A 22,040-nucleotide genomic window follows, 5' to 3' on the forward strand; every position below is an offset into this window, starting at 1 on the left:
GCCGTCCACGCCGGACACGGGCGGGCTCGCCGCCGCCATCGTGTTCGCCGGAAATGGTTACGCACTGGTCGCGCCGGACTATCCGGGGCTGGGCGTCTCGGAAGGTCGGCATCCCTACTACATCACCGACAGCATCATTCCCTCGATCACGGCGATTATCGATGCGGTGCGCCCCTTTAGCGGCGTAGGCGACGCCCCGGTGTTCCTCACCGGCTTCTCGCAGGGCGGGTGGGCGGCGATGCAGACCCTGCACGCGCTGGAGGCGCGCGGCGACAGGGTTCTGGCGGCGGCGCCGGTCGCAGGGGCGTTCGATCTGCGCAACCTGTCTTTGCCAGTGGCGATGAAGGGCGACGCCGCTTCGCATTCGCTGTATCTGGCGTATGCGGCGTGGGGCCAGTCGGCCTATCTGGGACATGAACTTGAAAGCGTGCTGACGCCGGATATGGCGGACACCGTGGACAGACTGTTTTCGGGCGCATCACCGCAGGAGATTCAGAAAGGCCTTCCAGACAAGCCGCGGGACATGTTCAACGCGCGCTTTCTCGATGCGTTCGATACGGGCGGGACGCACTGGATGCTGGACGCTTTTGCAGAGGCCAGTGTCGCCGATTTCCGGCCGCGTGCGCCCGTGCGGCTCTATTATGGCGCGGAAGACAAGGATGTTTCGCCCGAGGAATCGCGCAGGCTCGCGCAACGCCTGCAGCAGTTGGGCGCGGATGCGGCCGCAATCGATGTGGGGCCGGTCGGCCATGACCCTTCGATGCTGAAAGCTGCGCCGCTGATCCTCGAATGGCTGAAAGAACTGGAAGACGCCGCCTGAGCCGCCGCATCGCACAAACCTGAACCAGTCATGTGTTGGCGGCATGTCGTGATCGCCCGGTGATTGCCCTCGCGTGATTCCTCGGACAGGGTTTGCGGGTGAAGCGCGGCGGGAGGAAATCATGAGAAGCGGCAGTTATGCGGTGAGCGCGATCGTGCTGGCGGCGGCGATGGCGTTTTCGCCTGCAGCCTTGGCTGATCCGGCGGCGATCAACGCGAAATTCAAGACATCCGTGTCGCGCTTCATCGACGGGCGGATCGATGAATGGGTGGAGATCTACAAGGATTTCCACGCCCACCCCGAGCTCGGCATGGAGGAGGTGCGCACGGCGGGCATCCTGGCCAAGCATATGCGCGATCTCGGTTTTGAGGTGACGGAAGGCGTCGGCAATACGGGTGTTGTTGCGATTTACAGGAACGGACCGGGCCCTGTCGTGATGGTGCGCGCCGACATGGATGCGCTGCCGATGGAGGAGAAGACCGGGCTGCCTTACGCCAGCAAGGTCGTGACGGACTGGCGCGGCGCGCCGACGCCCGTGATGCACGCCTGCGGCCACGACATTCACATCACCGCCTGGCTGGGCGCGGCGGAAGCGCTGCTGTCGCTGCGCAACCAGTGGAGCGGCACGCTGATGTTCGTGGCGCAGCCTGCCGAGGAAGGGCTGGGCGGCGCCAAGGCGATGATGGACGACCGTATCTTCGAGCGGTTCGGCTTGCCCACGCACGCCTTCGCGCTGCATGTCGGGCCGGGGCCGTGGGATTCCGTGTCGATGACGAGAGGGACGATGAACTCCTCGTCCGGCGCGTTCGAGATCGCCTTCAACGGCGCAGGCGGGCATGGGTCGCGTCCACACACCACGATAGATCCTGTGATGATGGCCGCGCGGTTCGTCGTCGACGTGCAGGGCGTGATCAGCCGCGAAAAAGACCCGCAGCAGTTCGGCGTCGTCAGCGTCGGCGCAATCCAGAGCGGTTCGGCCGGCAACATCATTCCGGATACCGCGCTCGTTCGCGGAACAATCCGCTGGTACGATGAAAGCGTCGGCGACAGGCTGCTGGCGGGCGTGCAGCGCACCGCCGAAGCGATTGTCGCGATGGCGGCGGCGCCGGCGGCGGACATCAATATCCGGCGCGGATCGAAGGCCGTCGTCAACGATGACAAGCTGATCGAGAGCACCTATGCGGCGATATCGAAGGTGATGCCGGGCAAGGTGACCTATTCGGGTCCGGGGACAGCCAGCGAGGATTATGGCGAGTTCCTGCGCGACTTCAAATCGTCGGTCTATTTCGGCATCGGCGGTTATGATCCGGCGCTGTTCGCGGACGGAAAGGCGATCGACCCATCCACGACGCCGTCGAACCACTCACCTTTCTTTGCGCCGGCGCCCGAACCCACGCTGCGCACGGGCGTGACGGCGATGACGACCGCCGTGGTGAATGTGATGAAGCGGAAATAGCGGCGGCAAAAGTCGGTCTACTTGGCCCAGACCAGGCTTTCTTCCGGAAGGTCGGGCTCGACAGCGCGGGCGATGGCGGCGGCGAGCGTTGTCGGTTTAGCGTGGGCGTGATTGGCAAGGACGATCACGGTGAGGTCGCGGTTCGGATAACGTGCGATGGCGGACGTGAAACCCTGCCAGCTTCCGCTGTGGGACTGGCGCGGCTCTCCGCCCGGAGCGTCGAGGAACCAGCCGAGGCCATAGCCACGTGCGCTTCCGTCCTTGAAGGTGGCCGGCGTGAACATCTCCTGCCAGCTTTCCGGTTTGAGCACCGCGCCCTCGCGGATCGCCGTGTCCCAGGCGACAAGATCGAGCGCGGTGAGATAGAGCGCGCCATCGGCCGTGGAGCTGAAATAGGGTGACACCCAGTCCTGATTCTTCAGAATGCCGTCGACGCTGTGATAGCCGGCTGAACGGTTCAGCACGATGTCGGCTTCGGAAATGCCGCGCGCCGTCGTCATGCCGGTCGGCGTAAACACGCGCTCCTTGAGAACATCGAGATAGTGCTTGCCGGAAACCTTGTGGATCAGCACGCCGAGAAGGGCGTAGGCGGTGTTGGAGTAGCTCCATGCCGTGCCGGGCTCCGATATCAGCGGCATGGCGAAAATGATCTGTGCAAGTTCATCGTCGCTGTAGTCGCGCCGCAGGTCGACCGTGTCCTCGGCGTAGTCCGGAAGGCCTGCGGTGTGAGTCAGCAGGCGGCGGATCGTGATGTCGTTCCATGACGCCGGCGTTTCGGGCATGTAGCTGGACAGGGGCGCATCGAGTTCAAGTTTGCCGTCCTCGACCAGCAGCAGGACGGCTGCGGCTGTGAACTGTTTGCCGATGGAGCCGGACTGGAAGATCGTGTGTTCGGTGGCGGGGACGTTGTGTTCGACATTCGCGAGGCCATAGCCTTGCGCGAACAGCAGCTCGCCATCTTTCACCACGGCGACAGAGATCCCCGGGGCCTGCGCGCGATTACGTTCAGCCTGCACGAGCGCCTCGACGGACTCCGGCGCGGCGCCCATGGCGATGTCGCTGATGGCGGTCGGGCTGCAGGCCGCCAGCGCCAAGGCGCAGGCGGCGAGAAAGGTGAAGCGCATCTGGTTGATCCCCGGCGTGTGCGGCGAGATGAGCACGCCGCGGCCGGGACGCCAAGTAACGTGGAAGCTGAAAACAAAAAGACCCGCCGGTGAGGGCGGGCCTTTCGTTGTCGCTTACAGACCAGCTTACAGCTTTTCCGTCAGCTCCGGGACAATCTTGAAGAGGTCGCCGACGAGCGCGTAATCCGCGATCTGGAAGATCGGGGCTTCCTCGTCCTTGTTGATGGCGACGATGATCTTCGAGTCTTTCATGCCGGCGAGGTGCTGGATCGCGCCTGAAATGCCGATGGCGACGTAAAGCTCCGGCGCGACGACCTTGCCGGTCTGGCCCACCTGGAAGTCGTTCGGAGCGTAACCCGCATCGACCGCAGCGCGCGAGGCGCCGACAGCCGCGCCCAGCTTGTCGGCAAGCGGCAGGATGAACTGGTTGAACTGGTCAGCGGAGGCGAGGGCGCGGCCGCCCGACACGACGCGCTTGGCGGACGCCAGTTCCGGGCGGTCCGATTTCGCGATTTCGGCGCTGACGAAGGCTGACTTGCCGTCGCCGGTGGAGGCCGAGACGGTTTCGACCGCAGCCGAACCGCCATCGCCCGCGGCGGCGAAAGCGGTGCCGCGCACGGTGAGCACTTTCTTCGCGTCCGAGGACTTCACGGTCAGGATGGCGTTGCCGGCGTAGATCGGGCGCTCGAAGGTCGAAGCGTCGATGACGGCGGTGACGTCGGAAAGCTGCATCACGTCCAGCTTGGCGGCCACGCGCGGGGCGATGTTCTTGCCCGATGTCGTCGCAGGCACGACGAAGGCGTCGTAATTCGCCATCAGCGGAACCACCACGGCTTCGACAGCTTCGGCGAGAGCGTTTTCCAGCGCCGGGGCGTCAGCGTGCAGCACTTTGCGGACGCCGGCGATCTTCGCGGCGGCTGCGGCGGCGGCGCCAGCATTGTGACCGGCGACAAGGATGTCGACTTCGCCGCCGAAGGCTTTTGCGGCGGTGACGGCTTTGGCCGTCGCGTCAGTCACGGCGTCGTTCGAGTGTTCGGCAAGGACCAGAGCGGCCATGTCAGATGGCTCCCGCGGATTTGAGCTTGGCGATCAGGGTGTCGACGTCGGCGACTTTCTCGCCGGCTTCGCGTTTCTTCGGCTCGGTGACTTTCACGACCGACAGGCGCGGCGTGACGTCGACGCCGTAATCGGCGGGCGTCTTGGTGTCGATCGGCTTCTTCTTCGCCTTCATGATGTTGGGCAGCGAGGCGAAGCGCGGCTCGTTCAGGCGCAGGTCGGTGGTGACGACGGCCGGAAGCTGCAGCGCGACGGTCTGCAGGCCGCCGTCGACTTCGCGCGTGACGTTGACCTTGTCGCCCTCGAACACCACGGCCGAGGCGAACGTGCCCTGCGGCCAGCCCAGCAGGGCGGCCAGCATCTGGCCGGTCTGGTTGGAATCGTCGTCGATCGCCTGCTTGCCGGCGATGACGAGGCCGGGCTGTTCGGCGTCGACGATGGCTTTCAGGATCTTGGCGACGGCCAGCGGCTCCACCGCTTCATCCGTCTGCACGAGGATGCCGCGATCGCCGCCCATGGCGAGGCCGATACGGATGGTTTCCTGCGCCTGGGCGGGGCCGATCGAGACGATGACGATTTCGGTTTCCTGTCCGGCCTTGGCGCGGGTTTCCTTGATGCGGACCGCTTCCTCGACCGAGATTTCGCAGAACGGGTTCATCGCCATCTTCACGTTGGCGAGGTCCACGCCGGTCTGATCCGCCTTGACGCGGGGCCTGACGTTGAAATCGATCACCCGTTTGACGGGCACCAGCACCTTCATCGGCGTTTCTCCGGACATTTCAGTCTTGAGCGGACAGAATCCGGCCCGGACGCCCCTGATGGTGCGCCTGCGAGCCAGCGGCTCCCTGTTATGCAGCACCCGCGCCCAAATCAAGTTTCCCGGCGCCGGCGGGGGCAAAAAGCGTCGTTTTGGCGCAAACAGGCGGGGCGCCAGGGGAAAGGACATGCGCAAGACCGGTTGCGGGCGGGCATGATCGCGTCCGCAGCGGTCAAAACGGCGCCAGATCGCGCCGTGAACGGGCGTTGCGTGTTCCGATCCGGGGCGCTGCGGGCTATCGGTGGTCGATCACAGCAGACAAAACGGAACGAGATGGATGTCCGATTTCTTCGACGATGCGTTCTACAAGCGAGCGGAAGCGCACATTAACCTCTCCAACGACCAGCTCGATCATGCCCCGCGCGAAGGGGTCTATGCGTCCATGATGTTCTCGACCGCGCGGTTCTGCGCCTGGGCGTCGGCGAGCGGTTTCGTCAGCGGCGAGTCCATGAAGGCGAAGCGGGAAGAAACGGTCGAGTTCTTCATGAATGGCTTTCGTCAGATGCTGGAAGGCAATCTCGACGCCTACATCGCCAATTTCGACGACTATATGAAACGGCGCGAGTAAGCGGAGCGGCGTTGATGCCCGTAGGCTTTCTGAAGAAACTTCTGGCGACGACGTCCACCAGCGAGTTGCAGCCCGAGGATGCGCGGGCGTCCATCGCCGCGCTGCTGGTCATGGCGGCGCGCGCGGACGATCACTACACCCAGCACGAGATCGACGTGATCGAGCACGCCCTGGCTGAGCGGTTCAAGCTGGATCCCGCGGCCGCCGCGCAATTGCGCGAGGAAGGCGAGACGGCGGAAGCGGAGGCGATCGACCTTTATCAGTTCACGCGCGCCATCAAGGTGGCGGTGCCGCTGGAAGATCGCGTGGCGCTGGTCGAGACGCTGTGGCGCGTGATCCTGTCGGACGCCGAGCGCGATCCGCATGAAGAGGCGCTGATGCGCCAGATCGTCGACCGGCTGGGTCTGTCGCCGATGGACTCGGCGCTGGCGCGGCAGCGTGTGGCGGCGCGGGGCTAACAGACCGGACGCTAGTTGGTGGGGCCGGTTCCGGTCAGCTGGTCGCCGATGGTCAGCTGCCGCAGTTCTTCAAGCTGGAACCAGTCCTGACGCGGCAGGCCGAGTTCATGGTCGAGCCAGGCGGGCATGATCTTTCCCGCGCGCGCGCCGCGTGTATTCGACAGGATAACGATGCCGCGCTTGCGGTCGGGCAGGTAGGCGATGTGGGCGAAATAGCCCTCCACGCCGCCGGAATGGTTGACCAGCTTGTGCCCGGCATAATCATAGATGCGCCAGCCGAGGCCGTATTCGGTGCGGGTCACCGGCGTTTGCAGCGCCCCCTGACGACGGCTTTCGGACGGTGTGCGGATGCGCGGGCGCGTGGCTTCGGCCACGATTTCGGGCGGCAGCACGTCCGGGCGCGACCCCATCTGCGCCGACAGCCAGAGAGCGAGGTCGCTGATGCTGGCGTTCATGCCGCCCGCCGCCGGCACCAGATAATAAGGCTGCTTCACCTGCGTCGCCTGCCACACGCCCTGACGGCGCACATGGGGACGCGCCCAGTCGCCGGTCGCGACCAGCCCGTCGAGGCCAAAGGAAGCGGTCTTCATGCCCAGCGGCGTCAGGATGCGGTGGCGCAGCTCCTCGGTGTATTCGACGCCCGTGGCGGTGCGGATCACGTCGGTGATCATGTCGAACGGGGTGTTCTGGTAGGTGAAGCACGCGCCCGGCTGGCAGGTGAGTTTCACGCCGGAATATTTCGACAGGATCGCGCCCGGCTTTTCACCCGCCTCCAGCAGATTGTCATAGGCGAAGGGCGGCAGGCCGGTGCGGTGGCTGAGAATATCCTCCACGGTTACGGCGGATGTCGCGGCCGGCGTGCGCAGGCGGAAGCCCGGCACGACACGCGACACCGGATCGTTCAGCGAGATGCGGCCGGCCTTCGCCTCGATCGCGGCGAGCACGCCTGCGAAGCCTTTCGAGACGGAGGCGAGGCGGAAGACGGTGTCCGGCGTGACGCGGTGTCTCGTGCCGGCTTCGGTGACGCCCTAGGTCTTCAGCAACTGGATCTGGTCGTCCCACACCACCGCCACGGCGAGGCCGACGAAATCGGGCGCCTTGGCGGCTTCATCCAGCAGGGCCTCGAAATCGCGCAGCGCCTGCGCTTCGCGCGTCAGCTGGGCCGACGCCGGGGCGGCCAGCAGCAGCAGCGCCAGCAGGGGCGAGAGAAGGGCGGCGAACAGGTGCTTCAAGGTGCGAGAAACCCCCGAGGTCGCGGACGGCGCAGTCATCCATTCCGCAATACGGTTAAGTCTTTTTTGCGGCGCGACCGCCTTGGGAAACAGGACCGGGAGAAAACAGCACCAGCGAGATCAGGCGGAACGGTTTGCGCCGGGAACCCATTTCACATCGTCCGCGCCATTGGCGTTGGCCCGCCGTCCGGCGACAAACAGGAAATCCGACAGGCGGTTTGCGAAAACCAGCGCGGCGGCGGACACTTTTTCGTCTGGCGTAGCCGCAAGCTGGGCGATCAGCCTTTCCGCGCGGCGGGACACGGTGCGGGCGAGGTGCAGATTGGCGGCGAGGGCGGAACCGCCCGGCAGGATGAAGCTGTCGAGCGGGGGAATGTCGGCGTTCAGCGCATCTATCTCGCGCTCCAGCCTGGTCGCCTGTTCCGGCAGGATGCGCAGCGGCGTCCAGCCCAGCGGTTTGTCGCGTTCGGGCGTGGCGAGGTCGGCGCCAAGGTCGAACAGGTCGTTCTGGATGCGGCCCAGCATGGCGTCGAGTTCAGGGTCGGCCTGCGTGTGCAGACGGGCGAGGCCGATGGCGGCGTTGGTTTCGTCCACGGCGCCATAGGCCTCGACGCGCGGGTCCGACTTGCTGACCGGCTGGCCCGTGGCCAGGCGGGTGGAGCCGGCGTCGCCCGTGCGGGTGTAGATGCGATTGAGGGTGACCATTCGCCGCGATCAGCCGTGCTGGCCGCGCCACCAGACCGCGGCCACCAGGACGGCGACGGCCACGGCCTGGGTCAGCACCCGCAGGCGCATCAGCTTGTTGGACCACGAGCGCCCGAAGTCGCCGCCCCGGAAGAGGGAATAGATGCCCAGCGCGAGCACGAGGCTGACGGCCCCCAGCGCGGCGAAGATGAGATAGTCGAACACGTCCATGATGCGGAACTTAGGCCCGTCGCGCGCTGGTGGAAACACGCTACGCTCCTGTCCAATCAAAACTTGACCCGGCGTGACGTGATCACGTTCATCGAGCGCAGGTCCCGGCCGAACGCCGAGATTTGACGTGACCTCCCGGGCCTTGTGGCATAAGGAGTTCCGTGGCGCCCGAAGCGGCGCGCGGGTCGGTTTTCCGACCCGGATTTCAAAGCTGCAATCAAGTCGAATACCAGGTTAGTTGAACGCGTTCATAGCCGGCGCTAGACCGGCCCTTCCTCCCCCAACCTGTGTCGCGCGCCAGCTCCCCCCGCTGACGGGCGTGCGCCCAGCAAGATCAAGAGTGGCATGAAGCACATCTCCCCCAATCAGGTCGCCGTCGACATCCCGGCGCGCGCCCCCACCCGCCGCGCGCTGGCCAAGCAACAGACGCGCCTCAAGGTCCTGGCCGCCGCCCGCCGCCTGTTCAGCGAACAGGGCTACGAAGGCGCCACCATTCGCGACATCGCCGCCGCGGCCGGCATGTCGACGGGCGCCGTGTTCGCCAACTTCACCGACAAGTCGGACCTTTTCCGCGAGATCATGACCGACGACATGGAGGCGCTTCTGGCCGCCATGCGCGATGCGGCGGCCCGGGGTCGCGGCGTCGAGGACGCCCTGCTCAAGGTCTTCATGGCCGGCTACACCTTCTATAAGAGCCGCCTGCAACTGGCCCGCGCGGCTTTCTCGGTGTCCTGGGATCTTGAAGGCGGCCCGGTGCTGCGCGGCCTGCCGTCCTCCCTCGCGCTCCAGGACGTCTTCGCCGAACTGCTGAACGGCGCGGTGGAACGCGGCGAGCTTTCGCAGGAGGCCGAAGTCAAGCTGCGGGCCCAGATGCTGTTCGACACCTACCTGTCGAACTTCCCTCAGGCGATCTTCGAGGGCTGGAGCCTGGAGGCGCTGCAGACGCGCGCACGGGATCAGATCCGGATCGTGCTGGCCGGCGCCCGTCGGGGCTGAGCCGGACACCGCTGTGGGCGCCGAGGCCGAACACACGCCCGAAGCGGTGGGTCCCCGCCGGACACAGAAGGAAGCGACGCGCGCCCGGGTCCTCGCCGCAGCGCGCGAGCTGTTCGACGCCGAAGGCTACGACGGCGCCACCATCCGTGAGATCGCCCGTCGGGCGGGGGTCGCGGTCGGCAGCGTCTTCACGACCTTCGCGTCGAAGGGCGAAATCCTCTCCGAGGTGATGCAGGCCCGGCTCGATCCGCTCTACGGAGAGATCAACCGTGTCATGCCGCATGTTCGGGGCTCCACCGTTGACCGGCTGCGGACGCTGTTCGCGATCCACTTCGAGTTCGAGAACCGGCACCTGCGGCTGTTCCTGGCCCATATCGCGGCGGCCTACGACTGGACCCTCAGCCCCGCCGCACGGCCCTACGGGCGCAATCCGCGTCTCAAGGCGATCCTGCGGGACACGGTCGAGAAGGGGGTCGCCACCGGCGACGTCCGGCCCGACATCGACCTGGACGAGGTGGTCGGCCTCCTGCTGGCCGCCTATGCCTGGACCTATCAGCTCGCCATCACCCAGGGGGCCGGCGCCGCCGAACTGATCGCCGCGATGGATCGGCAGATCGGCGTCCTGGCCGAGGGCTTCAGCGCCCGGGCCTGACCGCCTGTTCGGACGCGGGCGTGCGGTCGATCCGGGTTCCTCCCACCCGCGGCGCGCCTCGCCTCGCCGGCGCCTTTCGCTTGGCCGGCGCCTCTCGCTTGGCCGGCGAACGGGCGGAAAGCCGCCGCCGGCGGCCCGGCTTTGCAGCGAACGGCGTGATCGGGACGACGAGCGGACTGGCCCCGGCCGGCGTTTGCGACAGAATGGCGGCGGACGGGAGAGCCTTGCGCGTGCGCCGGCCCAGCAAATACCTGATCGCCAACGTCGTCCTGTGGACGCTGACGTTCCTGGTGCTCTCGGCCCAGATGGCGACCGAGCCCATGCCGCACGCGGGCCAGATGGCGCTGCGCCGCGCCGGCATGGCCCTCTTCGGCTTCGTGGCGTGCCTGGGCGTCTCGCAGGTGCTGGCGGCCCTGGCCGACCGGCCGCTCTGGCGCCGGATCGCCGCGGCGGTGGGCCTGTCGATGGTGGGCGGCTTCGCGTACGCGCTGCTCAACTACGCCGCTTTCTACGTGGTCCACCCCCTTTGGGGCGCTCAGCCGTTCCAGATCTGGCGGGTCACCTATATGGCCACGGTCTTCTTCTGGACCTTCCTGGCCTGGTGCGCCCTCTACTTCGCGATCCGCTACGAGGCCGACCTCCGGGACCGCGACCTGCGCCTCGTCCAGGCCCAGGCGCTGGCCATGGACGCGCAGAACCGGATGCTGCGCTACCAGATCAACCCCCACTTCCTGTTCAACACCCTGAACGCCCTGTCGTCGCTGATCCTGGCGCGGGAGAATGAACGCGCCGAGCGGATGGTGCTGTCGCTCTCCAGCTTCCTGCGGCACACCCTGGAGGCGGAACTGCCCGACAAGGCGCCGCTCGCCGACGAGATCCACGCCCAGCGTCAGTACCTCTCGATCGAGCAGGCCCGGTTCGAGGACCGGCTGAACTACGTCGAGGCCATTCCGCCCCACCTGGCGGACGCCCTGGCGCCCAGCCTGATCCTCCAGCCCCTCGTCGAGAACGCCGTGAAGTACGGCGTGGCCTGTTCCAGCGCGCCGGTGACGATCGAGATCCGGGCCGAGGCCGCTGGCGGCCGGCTCCGGCTGACCGTCGCCGACGATGGCGGGGGCGTGGCGGACCCGGCGCCGCCGCGGCTGGGCCTGGGCCTCGAGAACGTGCGGCGACGCCTGGAGCTGATCTACGGGCGCGCCGGCTCCCTCACCTGTGGCCCGCGGCCGTCGGGCGGCTTCCTGGCCGCGGTCGAGATCCCCCTGGAGCGCACATGAGGGCGGCGGGCGGCCTCCCGGACGCCCCGGGACCGACCCGGCCCCTGCGCGTGGCCCTGGTCGACGACGAGCCGCCGGCGCTCCGGCGGCTTCGCCTGGCGGTCGAGACGGTCGGCGGCGCCGTCGTGGTGGGCGAGGCGGCTCACGCCGAGGCGGCCCGGGCCCTGATCGCCCGTGGGGACGTCGACGTGGTGCTGCTCGACATCCGGATGCCGGGGGTCTCGGGGCTGGAACTGGCCCGCGCGGTCGAGTCGCCCCGGGCGCCGGCGTTCATCTTCGTCACCGCCTACAGCCGGTTCGCCGCCGAGGCCTTCGAACTGGCGGCCGTGGACTATCTCCTGAAGCCGGTGGAGTTCCAGCGGCTGGAGGCGGCGCTGGAGCGCGCGCGCCATCGGCTGGGCTCCCGTACGGCGGGCCGCCGCATCGCCGAATTGGAGGCCGCGTTGCGCGCCGCCGAGGCCCGTCCGCCGCCGTCCGCCGCCGCCTCGCCCGTCCGCCCGCCGCGGACGTGGGTGAAGGAGCTGTGGGCGCCCGACCGTGGCGACCGGGTGCGGATTCCGGTCGAGGCGATCGACTGGATCGAGGCCGAGCGGGACTATGTGCGCATCCACACCCGCGGCCGGAGCTTCCTGATCCGCAAGCCCATCCGCACGTTGCAGGGCGAGCTGGACCCGCAGGCCTTCGTGCGCGTCCATCGGGGCGCCCTCGTCCGGCGCGACGGCATCGTCCGCCTGGCCCGCCGGACGGGCGGCCCGACCGCCGTCGTGCTTCGCTCGGGCGCCGAGATTCCCGTGGCCCGGCGTGAGACCGCCCGCGTTCGCCGCCTGATCGGGCTCCGCGACCTGGGTTGAGGCCCGGGTTTCACGCGCCGCATCGGCTTTGACGCTGCGTCACCGTTGCCAGCCGGGCCGCAAAGGATGACCGTTCGCGAAACAACCGCTCGGGAGGACCGCGTGGCGGTGACGGATGCGAGGCCTTCGGCGCCCGTGAAGGTCGTCTACGGACTGGGCGCGCTGGGCGAGGCGGCGTTCACGACCGCCATGGGCTTCGTCTTCTTCTACTACACGGCCGCGCTCGGCTTCTCGGGCAGCATGGTGGGCGCGGCGCTGTTCCTGGGCCTCTGCGCCGACGCGATCGTCGATCCGTTCTTCGGCTCCTGGTCCGACAACATCCGCTCGCGCTTTGGGCGCCGCATCCCGCTGATGCTGGCCGGCGGGCCGCTGCTGGCGCTCTCGGTCGGCATGCTGTTCGCGCCGCCCCAGGGTCTGGCGGAGCCGGTGATGTTCGTCTGGCTGGCCTTCTGGGCGGTGGCCGTGCGGACCTTCTTCTCGATGTTCCACGTGCCCTATGTCGCCCTGGGCGCCGAGATGTCGGGCGACTACCACGAGCGCAACAGCATCGTGGCCTGGCGGACGCTGTTCCTGATCCTGGCCGGCTTCCTGGTGAACGGCCTGGCCTATTCCGTCTTCTTCGCGGGCGAGGGTGGGTTGCAGCAGGCGGGACGCTACCCCGCCTTCGGCTGGGCGGTGGCCGCGCTGGTGCTGTTCGGCGCCGGCCTCTGCGCGGCGGGCAGCGCGCCCTACGCCGCCCGCCTGCCCGGCGTGCCGCCCGTGGACGAGCATCTCCTGCGCCGCCTGCCGTCCGAGATCGTGGAGATCTTCCGCAACCGGTCGTTCCGCGTGCTCTTCGCTTCGGCGGTGCTGTCCTACGTGGGCGTGGGGGTGAACGCCTCGTTCAACAGCCACGCCTATGTCTTCGTCTGGCAGCTCCGGCCCGAACTGATCCAGGTCGTCGTCTTCGCGTTCCTGGGCGGCCTGCTCGCGGGCGTGCCGCTGACGCCCCTGGTCTCGCGCGTGGTCGAGAAGCGGACGACCGTCCTCATCGGCATGGGGCTGGTGGTCATGGCCTGGATGACCATCGCGTTCTCCCGCCTGGCCGGCGCCTTCACGGCGACCGGCTCCGACGCGGTCCTGCCGCTGGCGGTGCTGATCGGCGTGGCCGGGGTGGGCGCGGGCTTCTGCGCCATCGCCTATCCCTCGATGATGGCGGACGCCGCCGACGAGCACGAGCACCTCTTCGGCCGGCGGCGGGAGGGTCTCTATTTCGCGGGCCTGGGCTTCGCCTTCAAGGCGGGGCAGGGCGCCGGCATGCTGGTCTCGGGCATGGCGCTGGACCTCATCGGCTTCCCCAAGGACGTGGGCCGGCAGGTGGGCGTGGTCCTGCCCGAACCGCTTCTGGACAGGATCGTCCTCGCCTGGGGGCCGGGCGCGGCGATCTTCACCCTCGGTTCCATGGTCGCGCTGGCGGCCTACGGCATCACCCGGCGTCGCCACGCCGAGGTGGCGGCGGCGCTCAGGGCCCGGCGCGAGGCCGCCCCCGCGGAATGACGTGGCGTCAGAGTTGCCACCGCCGATCAGCGGCGTAGCGTCCCCGCCAAACGAGAACCGCGCGGGAGGAACCAGGTGGCGGTCGCAGAAGGTTTCAGCGGCGCCGGCGCGCCGCCCGTGCAACCTGCCGAGGGGGAGCTGAAACCCCCTGTGTCGGTGAAGTTCTTCTACTGTTTCGGTCAGGTGGTGGAGTCGAGCTACCTCGCGGTCAACACCTTCGTCTTCTTCTACTACACCGCGGTGCTGGGCCTGTCGGGCAGCCTCGTGGGCGCCGCCGTGGCGATCAGCATGTGCCTCGACGCCGCGCTGGACCCGCTGATCGGCTCATGGTCGGACGGGATGCGTTCGCGGCTGGGCCGGCGTCTGCCTGTCATGCTGGTCGGCGGCCCGCTGACCATGGTGACGATGGGCCTGCTGTTCGCGCCCCCGGCCGGCATGTCGGTGGTGCTGCTGTTCGTGTGGCTGACCCTGACGAAGATGGCCGTGCGGGCCTTCGCCTCGATGTACAACATCCCCTACTTCGCCCTGGGCGGCGAGATGGCGGACGGCTACCTGGAGCGGTCCCGAATCGTCTCGTACCGCTTGCTGGCGGGGATCCTGGCCAGCGTGACGGTCACCGCCCTGGCCTATTCGGTCTTCTTCGCCGGCGAGGGCGGCCTCCAGCGCCCCGACCGCTATCCGGCCTTCGGCTGGACCATCGGCGCGGTCGTCCTGGCGGGGTCGCTGATCTGCTGCGCGGGCGTCTGGCGCTATGCCGCGACGTTGCCCCAGCCCACGGGCCGGCCGTCGTCCATGTTCCGCCGGTTGCCGGGCGAGATCGCCGAGATCTTCCGCAACCGCTCGTTCCTGATCCTGTTCGGCTCGATGCTGGTCTTCGCCAGCGCCGCCGGAATCCACGCGGCGTTGCAGAACCACACCTATGTCTTCGTCTGGAAGCTGCGCCCCGAGGTCATGCAGATCCTCAGCTACACCTACCTGTTCGGCATCCTGCTGGGCGTGCCGCTGACGCCGTTCCTGCTGCGGTTCATCGAGAAGAAGGCGGCGGTGCTGGTGGGGTTCGCCCTGGTGATCTGCGCCTTCATCCTGCTGCCCGGCGCGCGCGCGGCCGGCCTGTTCACGCCGACGGGACAGGAGGCGCTGGCCTGGCTGACGCCCACCAACCTCGTGGTGGGGCTGGGTTCGGGGATCATCTTCATCGCCTTCCCCGCGATGATGGCCGACGCCGCCGAGGAGCACGAGTTCCTGTTCGGGGCGCGGCGCGAGGGCCTGTTCTTCTCGGGGCTGGGATTCGCCGGCAAGGCGGCGGCCGGCGTCGGCGCCCTGCTGGGCGGCCTGGCCCTGGACCTGCTGCGATTCCCGAAGGAGATGGGGCGCGAGGTCCATGCCGCGATCCCCGAGGACGTCCTGGCCGGGCTGGTCTTCGGCTGGGGGCCGCTGCCGGCCCTGCTCAGCCTGGCGGGCGCCTTCATCTTCCTGCCCTACGCCATCGACCGGGCGCGGCAGCAAGAGGTCACCGCCGCGCTCCGGGCCCGGCGGGCGCGGGCTGCGGGCCGCGAGGCCGGGTCCTGACCGGCCGCCGGAGGGGCGGTCTTCAGCGCGCGCGCCGGGACAGGGTCACCGATCGGGAATGACCGGCCTCGGTGAGGCGGCCTGTCCAATGGCCGCCGGACGGATGCAGCACGGCGACCGCGTTCTCGGTGAAGCGCAGCGTGAGCTCCGCGCCGCGCGGCACGTCGGCGATGAACCCCGAGGCGTCCGGCGCGCCCGGCCGACGCGGATCGCGCCAGGCCCCGTCGATCCAGCCGTCGCGATCCACGAGCTGCAGCAGGTAAAGCTCGTGTCCGCCGGCCGACAGCGCCCAGGCGCCCTCCATAGGCCCCTGGAAGGCGCGGATCGCCTCGGCCGACGACTTCAGGCGGGCGTCGTAGGCGGCTTCCTCCGCCGTGGGCGGCCCGCCGGGCGATCTCCCGGTCTCGTGAACGAACACGGGGCCGACATCCGGCGGGCGGGGCGGCGGGGAGCGCTCAGCCTCGGCCGGCGTCCGCGGCGCGAGGAGCGCGTCGATGATCCCGGCGGGCTGAGCGTGGGCCGGAGAGGAGACGAGCGCCAGCGCCAGCGGCACGGCTCGGCCGATCATCCATGCGCCCGGCACGCAGCTCCCGTGCGCGGAGCGAGCCTCTCGCACAGGGAGACCGGGGGCGGACGCGGGCGAATTCATCGAGGCCTGGGCTCCGTCGCGCATTGGCGGCGACCGAGTCTTAGCGTTTAGGATGGGCGCATGGCCACACGCCCGATCCGCTACGACGCCGGAGCCCGGAATGTCCTGGGCCGGGAACTCGTCCCCTGTTCGCTCGACCCGGTGACGGGCTTCTTCCGCAACGGCTGCTGCGAGACCGGCCCGCATGACGTGGGCATGCATACGGTCTGCGCCGTGATGACCGCCGAGTTCCTGGCCTATTCGAAGGCGGTGGGCAACGACCTGTCGACGCCCAGGCCGGACCTGGGCTTCCCCGGCCTGAAACCCGGCGACCGCTGGTGCCTGTGCGCGCCGCGCTGGAAGGAGGCGCTGGACGCCGGGGCCGCGCCGCAGGTGGTGCTGGAGAGCACCCACGAGGAGACCCTGGCCATCGTGCCCCTGGGCGTCCTCAAGGACCATGCGGTCCGGGCCTGAGGTCGATCCTCAGGCCGCGGCTTCGACAGTCTCGGCGGTGTCGATCTGCAGGACGGCGTTCATGGCGGCCAGCAGGCGTTCGGGCTTGATGGGCTTCTCGACCACCCCGTTCATGCCGCAGAGGCGATAGAACGCCGCGTCGGCCGGATCGGCGTTCGCGGTGAGCGCCAGGATCGGCGTCTGGGACAGCGGCCCGCCGCCCGAGCGGATGCGCCGCGTGGCCTCCACCCCGTCGATGCCGGGCATCTTGATGTCCATGAGAACCAGGTCGAAGCGACCCTCGGTCACGGCCCGGACCGCGTCCTCGCCGTTGTCGACGGCCTCGCCCGAGCAGCCGAACATCTCGACCAGGGTCCGGGCGACCATGCGGTTCGTGGGATTGTCGTCGACGATGAGGACGTGGACGCCGCCGCCGGCCTCCATCGTGGCCGGCGTCTCGATCGCCGCCGCCGGCGGCGGCAGGCGGCGAAGCCGCGTCTCAAAGCACAGCTCCGCGCCACCCCCCGGACGGTTTCGGGCGGAGATCGACCCGTTCATCCGCGCCACGATCTGCCGGCACACGGCCAGGCCCAGGCCCGCGCCGCCGAGGCGCAATCCGGTCTCGGTCTGCAGGAACGGCGCGAAGACCGCCTCCAGGCGGTCCTCGGGAATGCCCGGCCCCGAATCGGTCACCGCGCCGAGGAGGCGGACATGATCGCCCTCGGACTCGGCGCGCAGCGACACGGCGACGCCGCCGGCCCCGGTGAACTTCAGGGCGTTGCCCACGAGGTTGTCCAGCACCTGGCGCAGGCGAACGGCGTCGGCCAGCACCCACAGGTCGGGCGGGCCCTCGTAGCGGGCGGACAGCTCCAGGCCCTTGAGTTCGGCCTGGGCCGCCCAGAGGCTGGCGGCCTCGTCGAGCATGTGGGCGGCCGCCAGCGGCGCCTCGTCCAGCTCCAGGCCCGACGCCTCGGCGCGCGACAGGTCGAGGGCGTCGTTCAGCAGGCGCAGCAGCGTGCCCCCGGATTCCAGGATGGCGTCGATGAAGGGGGCGAGGTCGGCCTGGCGCGACTTGCGGCGCAGGATCTCGGCCACGGCCAGCACCCCGTTCAGCGGCGTGCGGATCTCGTGGCTCATCACCGCCAGGAAGCGGCCCTTGGTGGCCAGCGCCTCGTTCGCCTCGTCCGCCAGGCGGCTCATGGCCTCGGCATGGCTGGCCGCCGCGGCCGCCGACGCCTGGAGCAGCGCCAGCGTCGTCCCCACGCCGGCGTAGCGCCCGGCGCGGGTCACGATGAAGCCGTGCAGCAGCTCGGACGGCCGCTCGGCCAGCACGCTGCCGCAGAACGCCGCCACGGTGACGTCGCCGTCGGCGATGACGGCGTCGGGCTTCATGAAGTGGCTGACCGGACGCCGGGACCACAGCGCGTACCCGTGCTGGGCGGCCATCTTCACCAGGAAGGCGTTGCGTTCCACCAGGCCCACGGGACGGCCGTCCGCCTCGACCACCGCGACGGCCAGGGTGTCGGGCTCGGTCTGGAAGCGGTCGAACAGCTCCGCCCCCGTCGCATCGGGCGGCGCCGGCGGAATGTAGGGCGCGATGTCGAACAGCAGCGTCATGCCTTCCCCCGGCCGGGCCTGTCGGCCCCTGGCGCGCCATGGATGGCCGACGGGTCCCTAACGGCGGCTTGGCCGGGGATGAACCTTTCGCGACATGTTCGTGACTCCGCCGCGGCCGCTTCCCGCGTCCGGCTTCCGTATTGACCGCGCGCGCTTTCACGTAATATCAAAAGATACATGAGAATGGACAGCCGCCTCTCAGGCGTCCTGCACGTGCTGCTGCATATGGCCGAGCAGGAGGGACCCGTCACATCCGAGACTCTGGCCGTCGCCATGGGGACCAATCCGGCGGTCGTGCGCCGCACGATGGCGGGCCTCCGCGAGCAGGGGTTCGTATCCTCGGCCAAGGGGCATGGCGGAGGCTGGGTGCTCGCGCGCGATCTCGCATCCGTCACGTTGCGCGACATCTACCGCGCCCTGGGCTCGCCGCGGTTGCTGGCCCTGGGTCACCGGAGCGATGCGCCCGACTGCCTGGTGGAACAGGCGGTCAATGCGGCCCTGGACACGGCCTTCCGCGAGGCCGAGGCGGTGCTGCTGGCGCGCCTGGGCGAGGTGTCCCTGGCCGTGCTCAGCGCCGATTTCCACGTCCGCTACGCCGCCCGGCCCAGGGCCCAGGTGAGCCATGACCGCTGACCCCCGCGCCAAACCCTTCCTGGCCAATTTCGAAGACCCCGAGGCGGTCGCCGCCTATGCCGACGGGCCCCGCCGGTTCGTGCCCGGGCTGGACGCGCTGCACCGCATGACGGGCGTGCTGCTGGCCGAACGCGCGCCGGACGACGCCAGGGTGCTGGTCCTGGGCGCCGGGGGCGGCCTGGAGTTGAAGGCGCTGGCCGAGACCCACCCAGGCTGGACCTTCACCGGCGTTGACCCGGCCGAGCCGATGCTGCGGCTGGCCGGGCGCACGCTGGGGCCGCTGAGCGGCCGGGTCGAGCTGGTGAAGGGCTACGTCGAAGATGCGCCCGAGGGGCCCTATGACGCCGCTGTCTGCCTGCTGACGCTGCACTTCCTTGACGCGGACGATCGGCGGCGGACGGCGGGCGAGATCCGCCGCCGGTTGCGGCCGGGGGCGCCCTTCGTCGCCGCGCACAGCAGCTTCCCGCAGGAACCGGCCGCCCGGGAGGCCTGGCTCGGGCGCTACGCGGCCTACGCCGTCGCCTCGGGCGTCGAGCCCGACAAGGCGTATGGCGCCCGCGACGCCGTGCGCGCCACCCTGGATCTTCTCGATCCAGAGGCGGACGAGGCCGTCCTGAGGGCGGCCGGCTTCCGGGACGTGGCGATGTTCTACGCCGCCTTCACCTGGCGGGGCTGGGTCGGCTACGCCTGAGGGGCGGCCAGGCGAGGCTCAACGCCCGGCCCGGCGCCGGCCGTCAGTCAGTGCTGGCTCTCGGGCATGGTGACGCGCAGCCCGTCGAGGTCGTCGGTGACCTTGATCTGGCAGGAGAGGCGGCTGTTCTCTTCGACGCCCTCGGCGAAGTCGAGCATCGATTCCTCCATCGCCGACTTGGTTCCGGTCTTCGCGAGCCACGCGTCGTCCACATAGACGTGGCAGGTGGCGCAGGCGCAGGCGCCGCCGCAGTCGGCGTCGATACCGGGAATATTGTTCTTCACCGCGCCTTCCATCACCGACAGGCCCGACTTCACGTCGATGGTGTGCTCGGTGCCGTCGTGCTCGACGTAAGTGATCTTCGCCAATGGAGCCCCCTAATGAGCCGCGGTCTGCGCGGCGACCTCTTTCATGGAAACGGACGGATCGGCAAGCCTGGCCTTGTCGATGGGCTTGCGGTTGAGAATGAGCTGCTTGCCCATCATGAACTCGGGCGGGGCGTTGATGGCCTCGACCGACTGGAGCTGGTCGCCCTTCAGGTGGAAGACGGCGAACTTGCCGCTGGCCGGATCGCCGCGGATCACGATCTCGTCCACGTCGAACGCGTAGCCGGCGATCTGGAGCTTCAGGTCGTACTGGTCGCTCCACTGCCACGGGCATTCCCCCGACGGGCGCGGGCGGCCCATGATGGCGCTGGCGGCCTGCTTGGCCTGTTCCAGGGCGTTGGGCACGCTCTCCATGCGGAACATGCGATCGTAGATGGGCATGGGCCTGTGGGCGACGTCGCCGATGGCGAAGACGTTGGGGTCCGAGACGCTGCGGGCGTCCAGGTCCACCACCACCCCGCGGGCGCAGTCCAGGCCGGCGTCGCGGGCCAGTTCGTCGTTGGGGGTCGCGCCCACGCCCACGACCACGGCGTCGCAGTCCAGGATCCGGCCGTCCTCCAGCTTCACGCCGGTGACCCGGCCGTCGCGTCCTTCGAAGCCCACGACGCTGCAACCCAGCTCGAACCTGACGCCGTGCGTCTCGTGATAGCCCTGGAAGAAGTCGGAGAGCGCCTGGCAGGCCACGCGGGCCAGGATGCGGCTCTCGCGCTCCAGCACCACCACCTCCGCGCCCAGGGCGCGGCCTGACGCGGCGACCTCCAGGCCGATGTAGCCGCCGCCCACCACGGCCAGCCTCTTGCCAGGCCCCACCGCGGCCTTCAGCGCCTCGGCGTCGGCGGCCGTGCGCAGGAAGAGGATGCCCGACAGGTCGGCGCCGGCGATCGGCAGCGCGATGGCCCGCGCGCCGGTGGCCAGGACCAGCGCGTCGTACGAAACGCTCGAACCGTCCGACAGCGCGACGGTCTTCTCGCCCCGGTTCAGGGCGGTCGCGGTCACCCCCGGGCGGAAGTCGATGCTCGCCTCGGCGTAGAATTCGGCCGGCTTGAGCGCCAGCGAATCGGCGTCGGCCTCGCCCTTCAGCCAGGCCTTGCTGAGCGGCGGGCGCTGATAGGGCGGGATGGGCTCGTCGCCCACCATCGTGATCGGCCCGTCATGGCCGTACTGGCGCAGGAGCGCCGCCACCGTCCCACCGGCGTGGCCCGCCCCGACGATCACCACATGTGCGTTCGCGCCGCTCATATCTCTCCGATGCCCAAAAGTGACACTGGCGTCAACTTCCCTCGCGCGGGCTCTCCGCGCCGTTTCCGACGTTTCCCCCTCTTTGCAGGCTGACCTCGCGGAGGGCAAATGTTCCTGGTTTTGTACGAATGGCGCGCCAGACCCGGCAAGGAGGCGCAGTTCGAAGACGCGTGGCGCCGCGGCACCCTGGCCATCACGCGCAAGTACGGCAGCTATGGTTCGCGCCTCGGCCGCACCGCCGACGGCCGCTACGTCGGCGCCGCCGAATGGCCGGACGAGGCCACCTGGCAGGCGGCGATGGACGACGGCATGGCCTATGACGACCCCGAGGCCCGGGCCGAGTTCGAGGACGCCACGCTCGACGGCGGCGCGCCGGTCCTCAGCATGACGATCGTCAGCGACCAGATCGTGCGATAGCGGGCCAGACTTCGGCTTCGTCCGACGCCGGGGCCAGCTTAACCACGGCGCGCCTTCAGGCTACCGTTTCGGCGATGAAGCTGAAGAACCAACGCTACAGCGCGCTCTGGAAGGGCTTGGCGGTCGCGTTCGTCCTCACACTCTTCCTGTTGAATCCCCTTGCGCTGATGACCATCAACTTGGTGGTAGTCGCGACTGCGCGCTACACGATCCCGGCGTGCCGGGAACGCACTTTTCAAGCTGGAGATCATGCTGGCTTCCAGATTGGTATGACGCTGATCGATGCGAGCAGCAGGCTGAACTGGAATCGCCCTGAACAATCTTTGCTCATCGTTGGACTTCCTCGACTTCAGAGGTTGGCGCGGCAAAGGCCGGGGTACGCCGAGATGCGGAACGGCCGCCAAGTCTGGCCCCCCGTTTCCGAAGTCTATCCCCGTTCGGCGGCGGAACTCCTGGCGATCTCCGAAGACGAGCAGTCGTGGACTCTCAATCGGGGAAAGGCCTGCCTGGTGATGTCCCGGTTTGTGCAGTTGAGTTTCGTGGACGGACGCCTGGTGAAGATCGTCGATAGTCCTCACACGCCCATGCCTTGACGGGAAGGCCCCGCCCTTCGCGCGGGTTCCGCCTAAGGCCTTGCCGAACAGCGTTTGGA

General features: G+C 68.8%; 25 protein-coding genes and 1 pseudogene. 15 read left to right on the forward strand and 11 right to left on the reverse strand.

Translation table 11 applies throughout. The features are described 5' to 3' along the window. Positions 1-820: alpha/beta fold hydrolase (locus tag WG212_RS02205; RefSeq protein ID WP_337185430.1), on the forward strand; the 820-nt coding region annotated here is incomplete at its 5' end. A gap of 121 nt (positions 821-941) precedes the next feature. Next, positions 942-2,276 (forward strand): amidohydrolase, encoded by a 1,335-nt coding sequence (locus tag WG212_RS02210; protein ID WP_337185431.1) that lies wholly within the window; start codon positions 942-944, stop codon positions 2,274-2,276. A 17-nt stretch (positions 2,277-2,293) separates the two neighbouring features. Here the strand turns inward: WG212_RS02210 and WG212_RS02215 are convergent, their stop codons facing one another. The 3 genes from WG212_RS02215 to WG212_RS02225 all read right to left on the reverse strand — a co-directional run bounded on the left by WG212_RS02215 (position 2,294) and on the right by WG212_RS02225 (position 5,216). Further along, a complete protein-coding gene (locus WG212_RS02215; protein WP_337185432.1) occupies positions 2,294-3,400 on the reverse strand; it encodes a serine hydrolase domain-containing protein in 1,107 nt (368 codons plus the stop codon). A 126-nt stretch (positions 3,401-3,526) separates the two neighbouring features. After that, complete coding sequence (locus WG212_RS02220; RefSeq protein WP_337185433.1) at positions 3,527-4,456, reverse strand: electron transfer flavoprotein subunit alpha/FixB family protein; 930 nt, start codon at positions 4,454-4,456, stop codon at positions 3,527-3,529. Between the two features lies 1 nt (position 4,457). Beyond that, on the reverse strand, positions 4,458-5,216 hold the full coding sequence (locus WG212_RS02225; RefSeq protein ID WP_337185517.1) for an electron transfer flavoprotein subunit beta/FixA family protein: 759 nt from the start codon (positions 5,214-5,216) through the stop codon (positions 4,458-4,460). A gap of 334 nt (positions 5,217-5,550) precedes the next feature. Between WG212_RS02225 and WG212_RS02230 the strand changes: the two genes are divergently transcribed. Continuing rightward, complete coding sequence (locus WG212_RS02230; protein ID WP_337185434.1) at positions 5,551-5,841, forward strand: DUF3144 domain-containing protein; 291 nt, start codon at positions 5,551-5,553, stop codon at positions 5,839-5,841. A 14-nt stretch (positions 5,842-5,855) separates the two neighbouring features. Continuing rightward, positions 5,856-6,299, forward strand: a complete 444-nt coding sequence (locus WG212_RS02235; protein WP_337185435.1) for a TerB family tellurite resistance protein — start codon at positions 5,856-5,858, stop codon at positions 6,297-6,299. Positions 6,300-6,310: 11 nt separating this feature from the next. Here the strand turns inward: WG212_RS02235 and WG212_RS02240 are convergent. From WG212_RS02240 to WG212_RS02255, 4 genes and pseudogenes are all read right to left on the reverse strand, one after another. Beyond that, positions 6,311-7,315: pseudogene (locus WG212_RS02240) on the reverse strand (serine hydrolase domain-containing protein); the annotation flags it as partial. Positions 7,316-7,327: 12 nt separating this feature from the next. After that, positions 7,328-7,570, reverse strand: a complete 243-nt coding sequence (locus WG212_RS02245; protein WP_337185436.1) for a hypothetical protein — start codon at positions 7,568-7,570, stop codon at positions 7,328-7,330. Positions 7,571-7,651: 81 nt separating this feature from the next. Next, positions 7,652-8,236 carry a cob(I)yrinic acid a,c-diamide adenosyltransferase gene (locus WG212_RS02250; protein WP_337185437.1) on the reverse strand — a complete coding sequence of 195 codons (585 nt, stop codon included), beginning with the start codon at positions 8,234-8,236 and terminating at the stop codon, positions 7,652-7,654. Positions 8,237-8,245: 9 nt separating this feature from the next. Then, positions 8,246-8,449: a twin transmembrane helix small protein gene (locus WG212_RS02255; protein ID WP_293379739.1), complete on the reverse strand. Its 204-nt coding sequence runs from the start codon at positions 8,447-8,449 to the stop codon at positions 8,246-8,248. A 342-nt stretch (positions 8,450-8,791) separates the two neighbouring features. Between WG212_RS02255 and WG212_RS02260 the strand changes: the two genes are divergently transcribed. From WG212_RS02260 to WG212_RS02285, 6 genes are all read left to right on the forward strand, one after another. After that, positions 8,792-9,442, forward strand: a complete 651-nt coding sequence (locus WG212_RS02260; RefSeq protein ID WP_337185438.1) for a helix-turn-helix domain-containing protein — start codon at positions 8,792-8,794, stop codon at positions 9,440-9,442. Positions 9,443-9,488: 46 nt separating this feature from the next. Beyond that, positions 9,489-10,094, forward strand: a complete 606-nt coding sequence (locus WG212_RS02265) for a TetR/AcrR family transcriptional regulator (RefSeq protein ID WP_337185518.1) — start codon at positions 9,489-9,491, stop codon at positions 10,092-10,094. Positions 10,095-10,324: 230 nt separating this feature from the next. Beyond that, on the forward strand, positions 10,325-11,368 hold the full coding sequence (locus tag WG212_RS02270) for a histidine kinase (protein WP_337185439.1): 1,044 nt from the start codon (positions 10,325-10,327) through the stop codon (positions 11,366-11,368). Further along, positions 11,365-12,219, forward strand: a complete 855-nt coding sequence (locus WG212_RS02275) for a LytTR family DNA-binding domain-containing protein (protein ID WP_337185440.1) — start codon at positions 11,365-11,367, stop codon at positions 12,217-12,219. The genes WG212_RS02270 and WG212_RS02275 overlap by 4 nt, the downstream gene beginning before the upstream one ends. 102 nt (positions 12,220-12,321) lie before the next feature. Then, on the forward strand, positions 12,322-13,755 hold the full coding sequence (locus WG212_RS02280; protein ID WP_337185441.1) for an MFS transporter: 1,434 nt from the start codon (positions 12,322-12,324) through the stop codon (positions 13,753-13,755). A 75-nt stretch (positions 13,756-13,830) separates the two neighbouring features. Beyond that, the gene (locus tag WG212_RS02285) at positions 13,831-15,324 is read left to right on the forward strand and encodes an MFS transporter (RefSeq protein ID WP_337185442.1); all 1,494 of its coding nucleotides are present in this window, start codon (positions 13,831-13,833) and stop codon (positions 15,322-15,324) included. Between the two features lie 22 nt (positions 15,325-15,346). Here WG212_RS02285 and WG212_RS02290 read toward each other — a convergent pair whose 3' ends face one another. Continuing rightward, complete coding sequence (locus WG212_RS02290; protein WP_337185443.1) at positions 15,347-15,892, reverse strand: hypothetical protein; 546 nt, start codon at positions 15,890-15,892, stop codon at positions 15,347-15,349. Between the two features lie 141 nt (positions 15,893-16,033). On the opposite strand from WG212_RS02290, the gene WG212_RS02295 reads away from it, so the two are divergent. Further along, positions 16,034-16,426: a DUF2237 domain-containing protein gene (locus WG212_RS02295; protein WP_337185444.1), complete on the forward strand. Its 393-nt coding sequence runs from the start codon at positions 16,034-16,036 to the stop codon at positions 16,424-16,426. Positions 16,427-16,435: 9 nt separating this feature from the next. On the opposite strand, the gene WG212_RS02300 is transcribed toward WG212_RS02295, so the two are convergent. Next, positions 16,436-18,022: a response regulator gene (locus tag WG212_RS02300; protein WP_337185445.1), complete on the reverse strand. Its 1,587-nt coding sequence runs from the start codon at positions 18,020-18,022 to the stop codon at positions 16,436-16,438. Positions 18,023-18,205: 183 nt separating this feature from the next. On the opposite strand from WG212_RS02300, the gene WG212_RS02305 reads away from it, so the two are divergent. Both WG212_RS02305 and WG212_RS02310 read left to right on the forward strand, forming a co-directional pair. Beyond that, positions 18,206-18,655 carry an Rrf2 family transcriptional regulator gene (locus tag WG212_RS02305; protein ID WP_337185446.1) on the forward strand — a complete coding sequence of 150 codons (450 nt, stop codon included), beginning with the start codon at positions 18,206-18,208 and terminating at the stop codon, positions 18,653-18,655. Further along, positions 18,645-19,346, forward strand: coding sequence for a methyltransferase (locus WG212_RS02310; RefSeq protein ID WP_337185447.1), 702 nt, complete (start codon positions 18,645-18,647; stop codon positions 19,344-19,346). The genes WG212_RS02305 and WG212_RS02310 overlap by 11 nt, the downstream gene beginning before the upstream one ends. 47 nt (positions 19,347-19,393) lie before the next feature. On the opposite strand, the gene WG212_RS02315 is transcribed toward WG212_RS02310, so the two are convergent. Together WG212_RS02315 and WG212_RS02320 are read right to left on the reverse strand one after the other, a co-directional pair. Continuing rightward, the gene (locus WG212_RS02315; RefSeq protein WP_337185448.1) at positions 19,394-19,714 is read right to left on the reverse strand and encodes a 2Fe-2S iron-sulfur cluster-binding protein; all 321 of its coding nucleotides are present in this window, start codon (positions 19,712-19,714) and stop codon (positions 19,394-19,396) included. A gap of 9 nt (positions 19,715-19,723) precedes the next feature. Continuing rightward, positions 19,724-20,971, reverse strand: coding sequence for an FAD-dependent oxidoreductase (locus WG212_RS02320; RefSeq protein WP_337185449.1), 1,248 nt, complete (start codon positions 20,969-20,971; stop codon positions 19,724-19,726). A gap of 108 nt (positions 20,972-21,079) precedes the next feature. On the opposite strand from WG212_RS02320, the gene WG212_RS02325 reads away from it, so the two are divergent. Continuing rightward, entirely contained in the window at positions 21,080-21,388 is a 309-nt protein-coding gene (locus WG212_RS02325) for an antibiotic biosynthesis monooxygenase (RefSeq protein ID WP_337185450.1), read from the forward strand. A 74-nt stretch (positions 21,389-21,462) separates the two neighbouring features. After that, positions 21,463-21,981, forward strand: coding sequence for a hypothetical protein (locus WG212_RS02330; protein ID WP_337185451.1), 519 nt, complete (start codon positions 21,463-21,465; stop codon positions 21,979-21,981). Positions 21,982-22,040: the final 59 nt, after the last annotated feature.

The sequence above is a fragment of the Phenylobacterium sp. genome (assembly GCF_037189685.1).
Classification (GTDB): Bacteria; Pseudomonadota; Alphaproteobacteria; order Caulobacterales; family Caulobacteraceae; genus Phenylobacterium.

Bases quoted from the DNA above. Each gene is read 5' to 3' on its own strand.
- WG212_RS02310 (WP_337185447.1), top strand. From the start codon at position 18,645: ATGACCGCTGACCCCCGCGCCAAACCCTTCCTGGCCAATTTCGAAGAC.
- WG212_RS02300 (WP_337185445.1), bottom strand. From the start codon at position 18,022: ATGACGCTGCTGTTCGACATCGCGCCCTACATTCCGCCGGCGCCGCCC.
- WG212_RS02275 (WP_337185440.1), top strand. From the start codon at position 11,365: ATGAGGGCGGCGGGCGGCCTCCCGGACGCCCCGGGACCGACCCGGCCC.
- WG212_RS02230 (WP_337185434.1), top strand. From the start codon at position 5,551: ATGTCCGATTTCTTCGACGATGCGTTCTACAAGCGAGCGGAAGCGCAC.
- WG212_RS02305 (WP_337185446.1), top strand. From the start codon at position 18,206: ATGGACAGCCGCCTCTCAGGCGTCCTGCACGTGCTGCTGCATATGGCC.
- WG212_RS02260 (WP_337185438.1), top strand. From the start codon at position 8,792: ATGAAGCACATCTCCCCCAATCAGGTCGCCGTCGACATCCCGGCGCGC.
- WG212_RS02295 (WP_337185444.1), top strand. From the start codon at position 16,034: ATGGCCACACGCCCGATCCGCTACGACGCCGGAGCCCGGAATGTCCTG.
- WG212_RS02225 (WP_337185517.1), bottom strand. From the start codon at position 5,216: ATGAAGGTGCTGGTGCCCGTCAAACGGGTGATCGATTTCAACGTCAGG.
- WG212_RS02330 (WP_337185451.1), top strand. From the start codon at position 21,463: ATGAAGCTGAAGAACCAACGCTACAGCGCGCTCTGGAAGGGCTTGGCG.
- WG212_RS02235 (WP_337185435.1), top strand. From the start codon at position 5,856: ATGCCCGTAGGCTTTCTGAAGAAACTTCTGGCGACGACGTCCACCAGC.
- WG212_RS02325 (WP_337185450.1), top strand. From the start codon at position 21,080: ATGTTCCTGGTTTTGTACGAATGGCGCGCCAGACCCGGCAAGGAGGCG.
- WG212_RS02290 (WP_337185443.1), bottom strand. From the start codon at position 15,892: ATGATCGGCCGAGCCGTGCCGCTGGCGCTGGCGCTCGTCTCCTCTCCG.
- WG212_RS02320 (WP_337185449.1), bottom strand. From the start codon at position 20,971: ATGAGCGGCGCGAACGCACATGTGGTGATCGTCGGGGCGGGCCACGCC.
- WG212_RS02215 (WP_337185432.1), bottom strand. From the start codon at position 3,400: ATGCGCTTCACCTTTCTCGCCGCCTGCGCCTTGGCGCTGGCGGCCTGC.
- WG212_RS02220 (WP_337185433.1), bottom strand. From the start codon at position 4,456: ATGGCCGCTCTGGTCCTTGCCGAACACTCGAACGACGCCGTGACTGAC.
- WG212_RS02210 (WP_337185431.1), top strand. From the start codon at position 942: ATGAGAAGCGGCAGTTATGCGGTGAGCGCGATCGTGCTGGCGGCGGCG.
- WG212_RS02245 (WP_337185436.1), bottom strand. From the start codon at position 7,570: ATGACTGCGCCGTCCGCGACCTCGGGGGTTTCTCGCACCTTGAAGCAC.
- WG212_RS02250 (WP_337185437.1), bottom strand. From the start codon at position 8,236: ATGGTCACCCTCAATCGCATCTACACCCGCACGGGCGACGCCGGCTCC.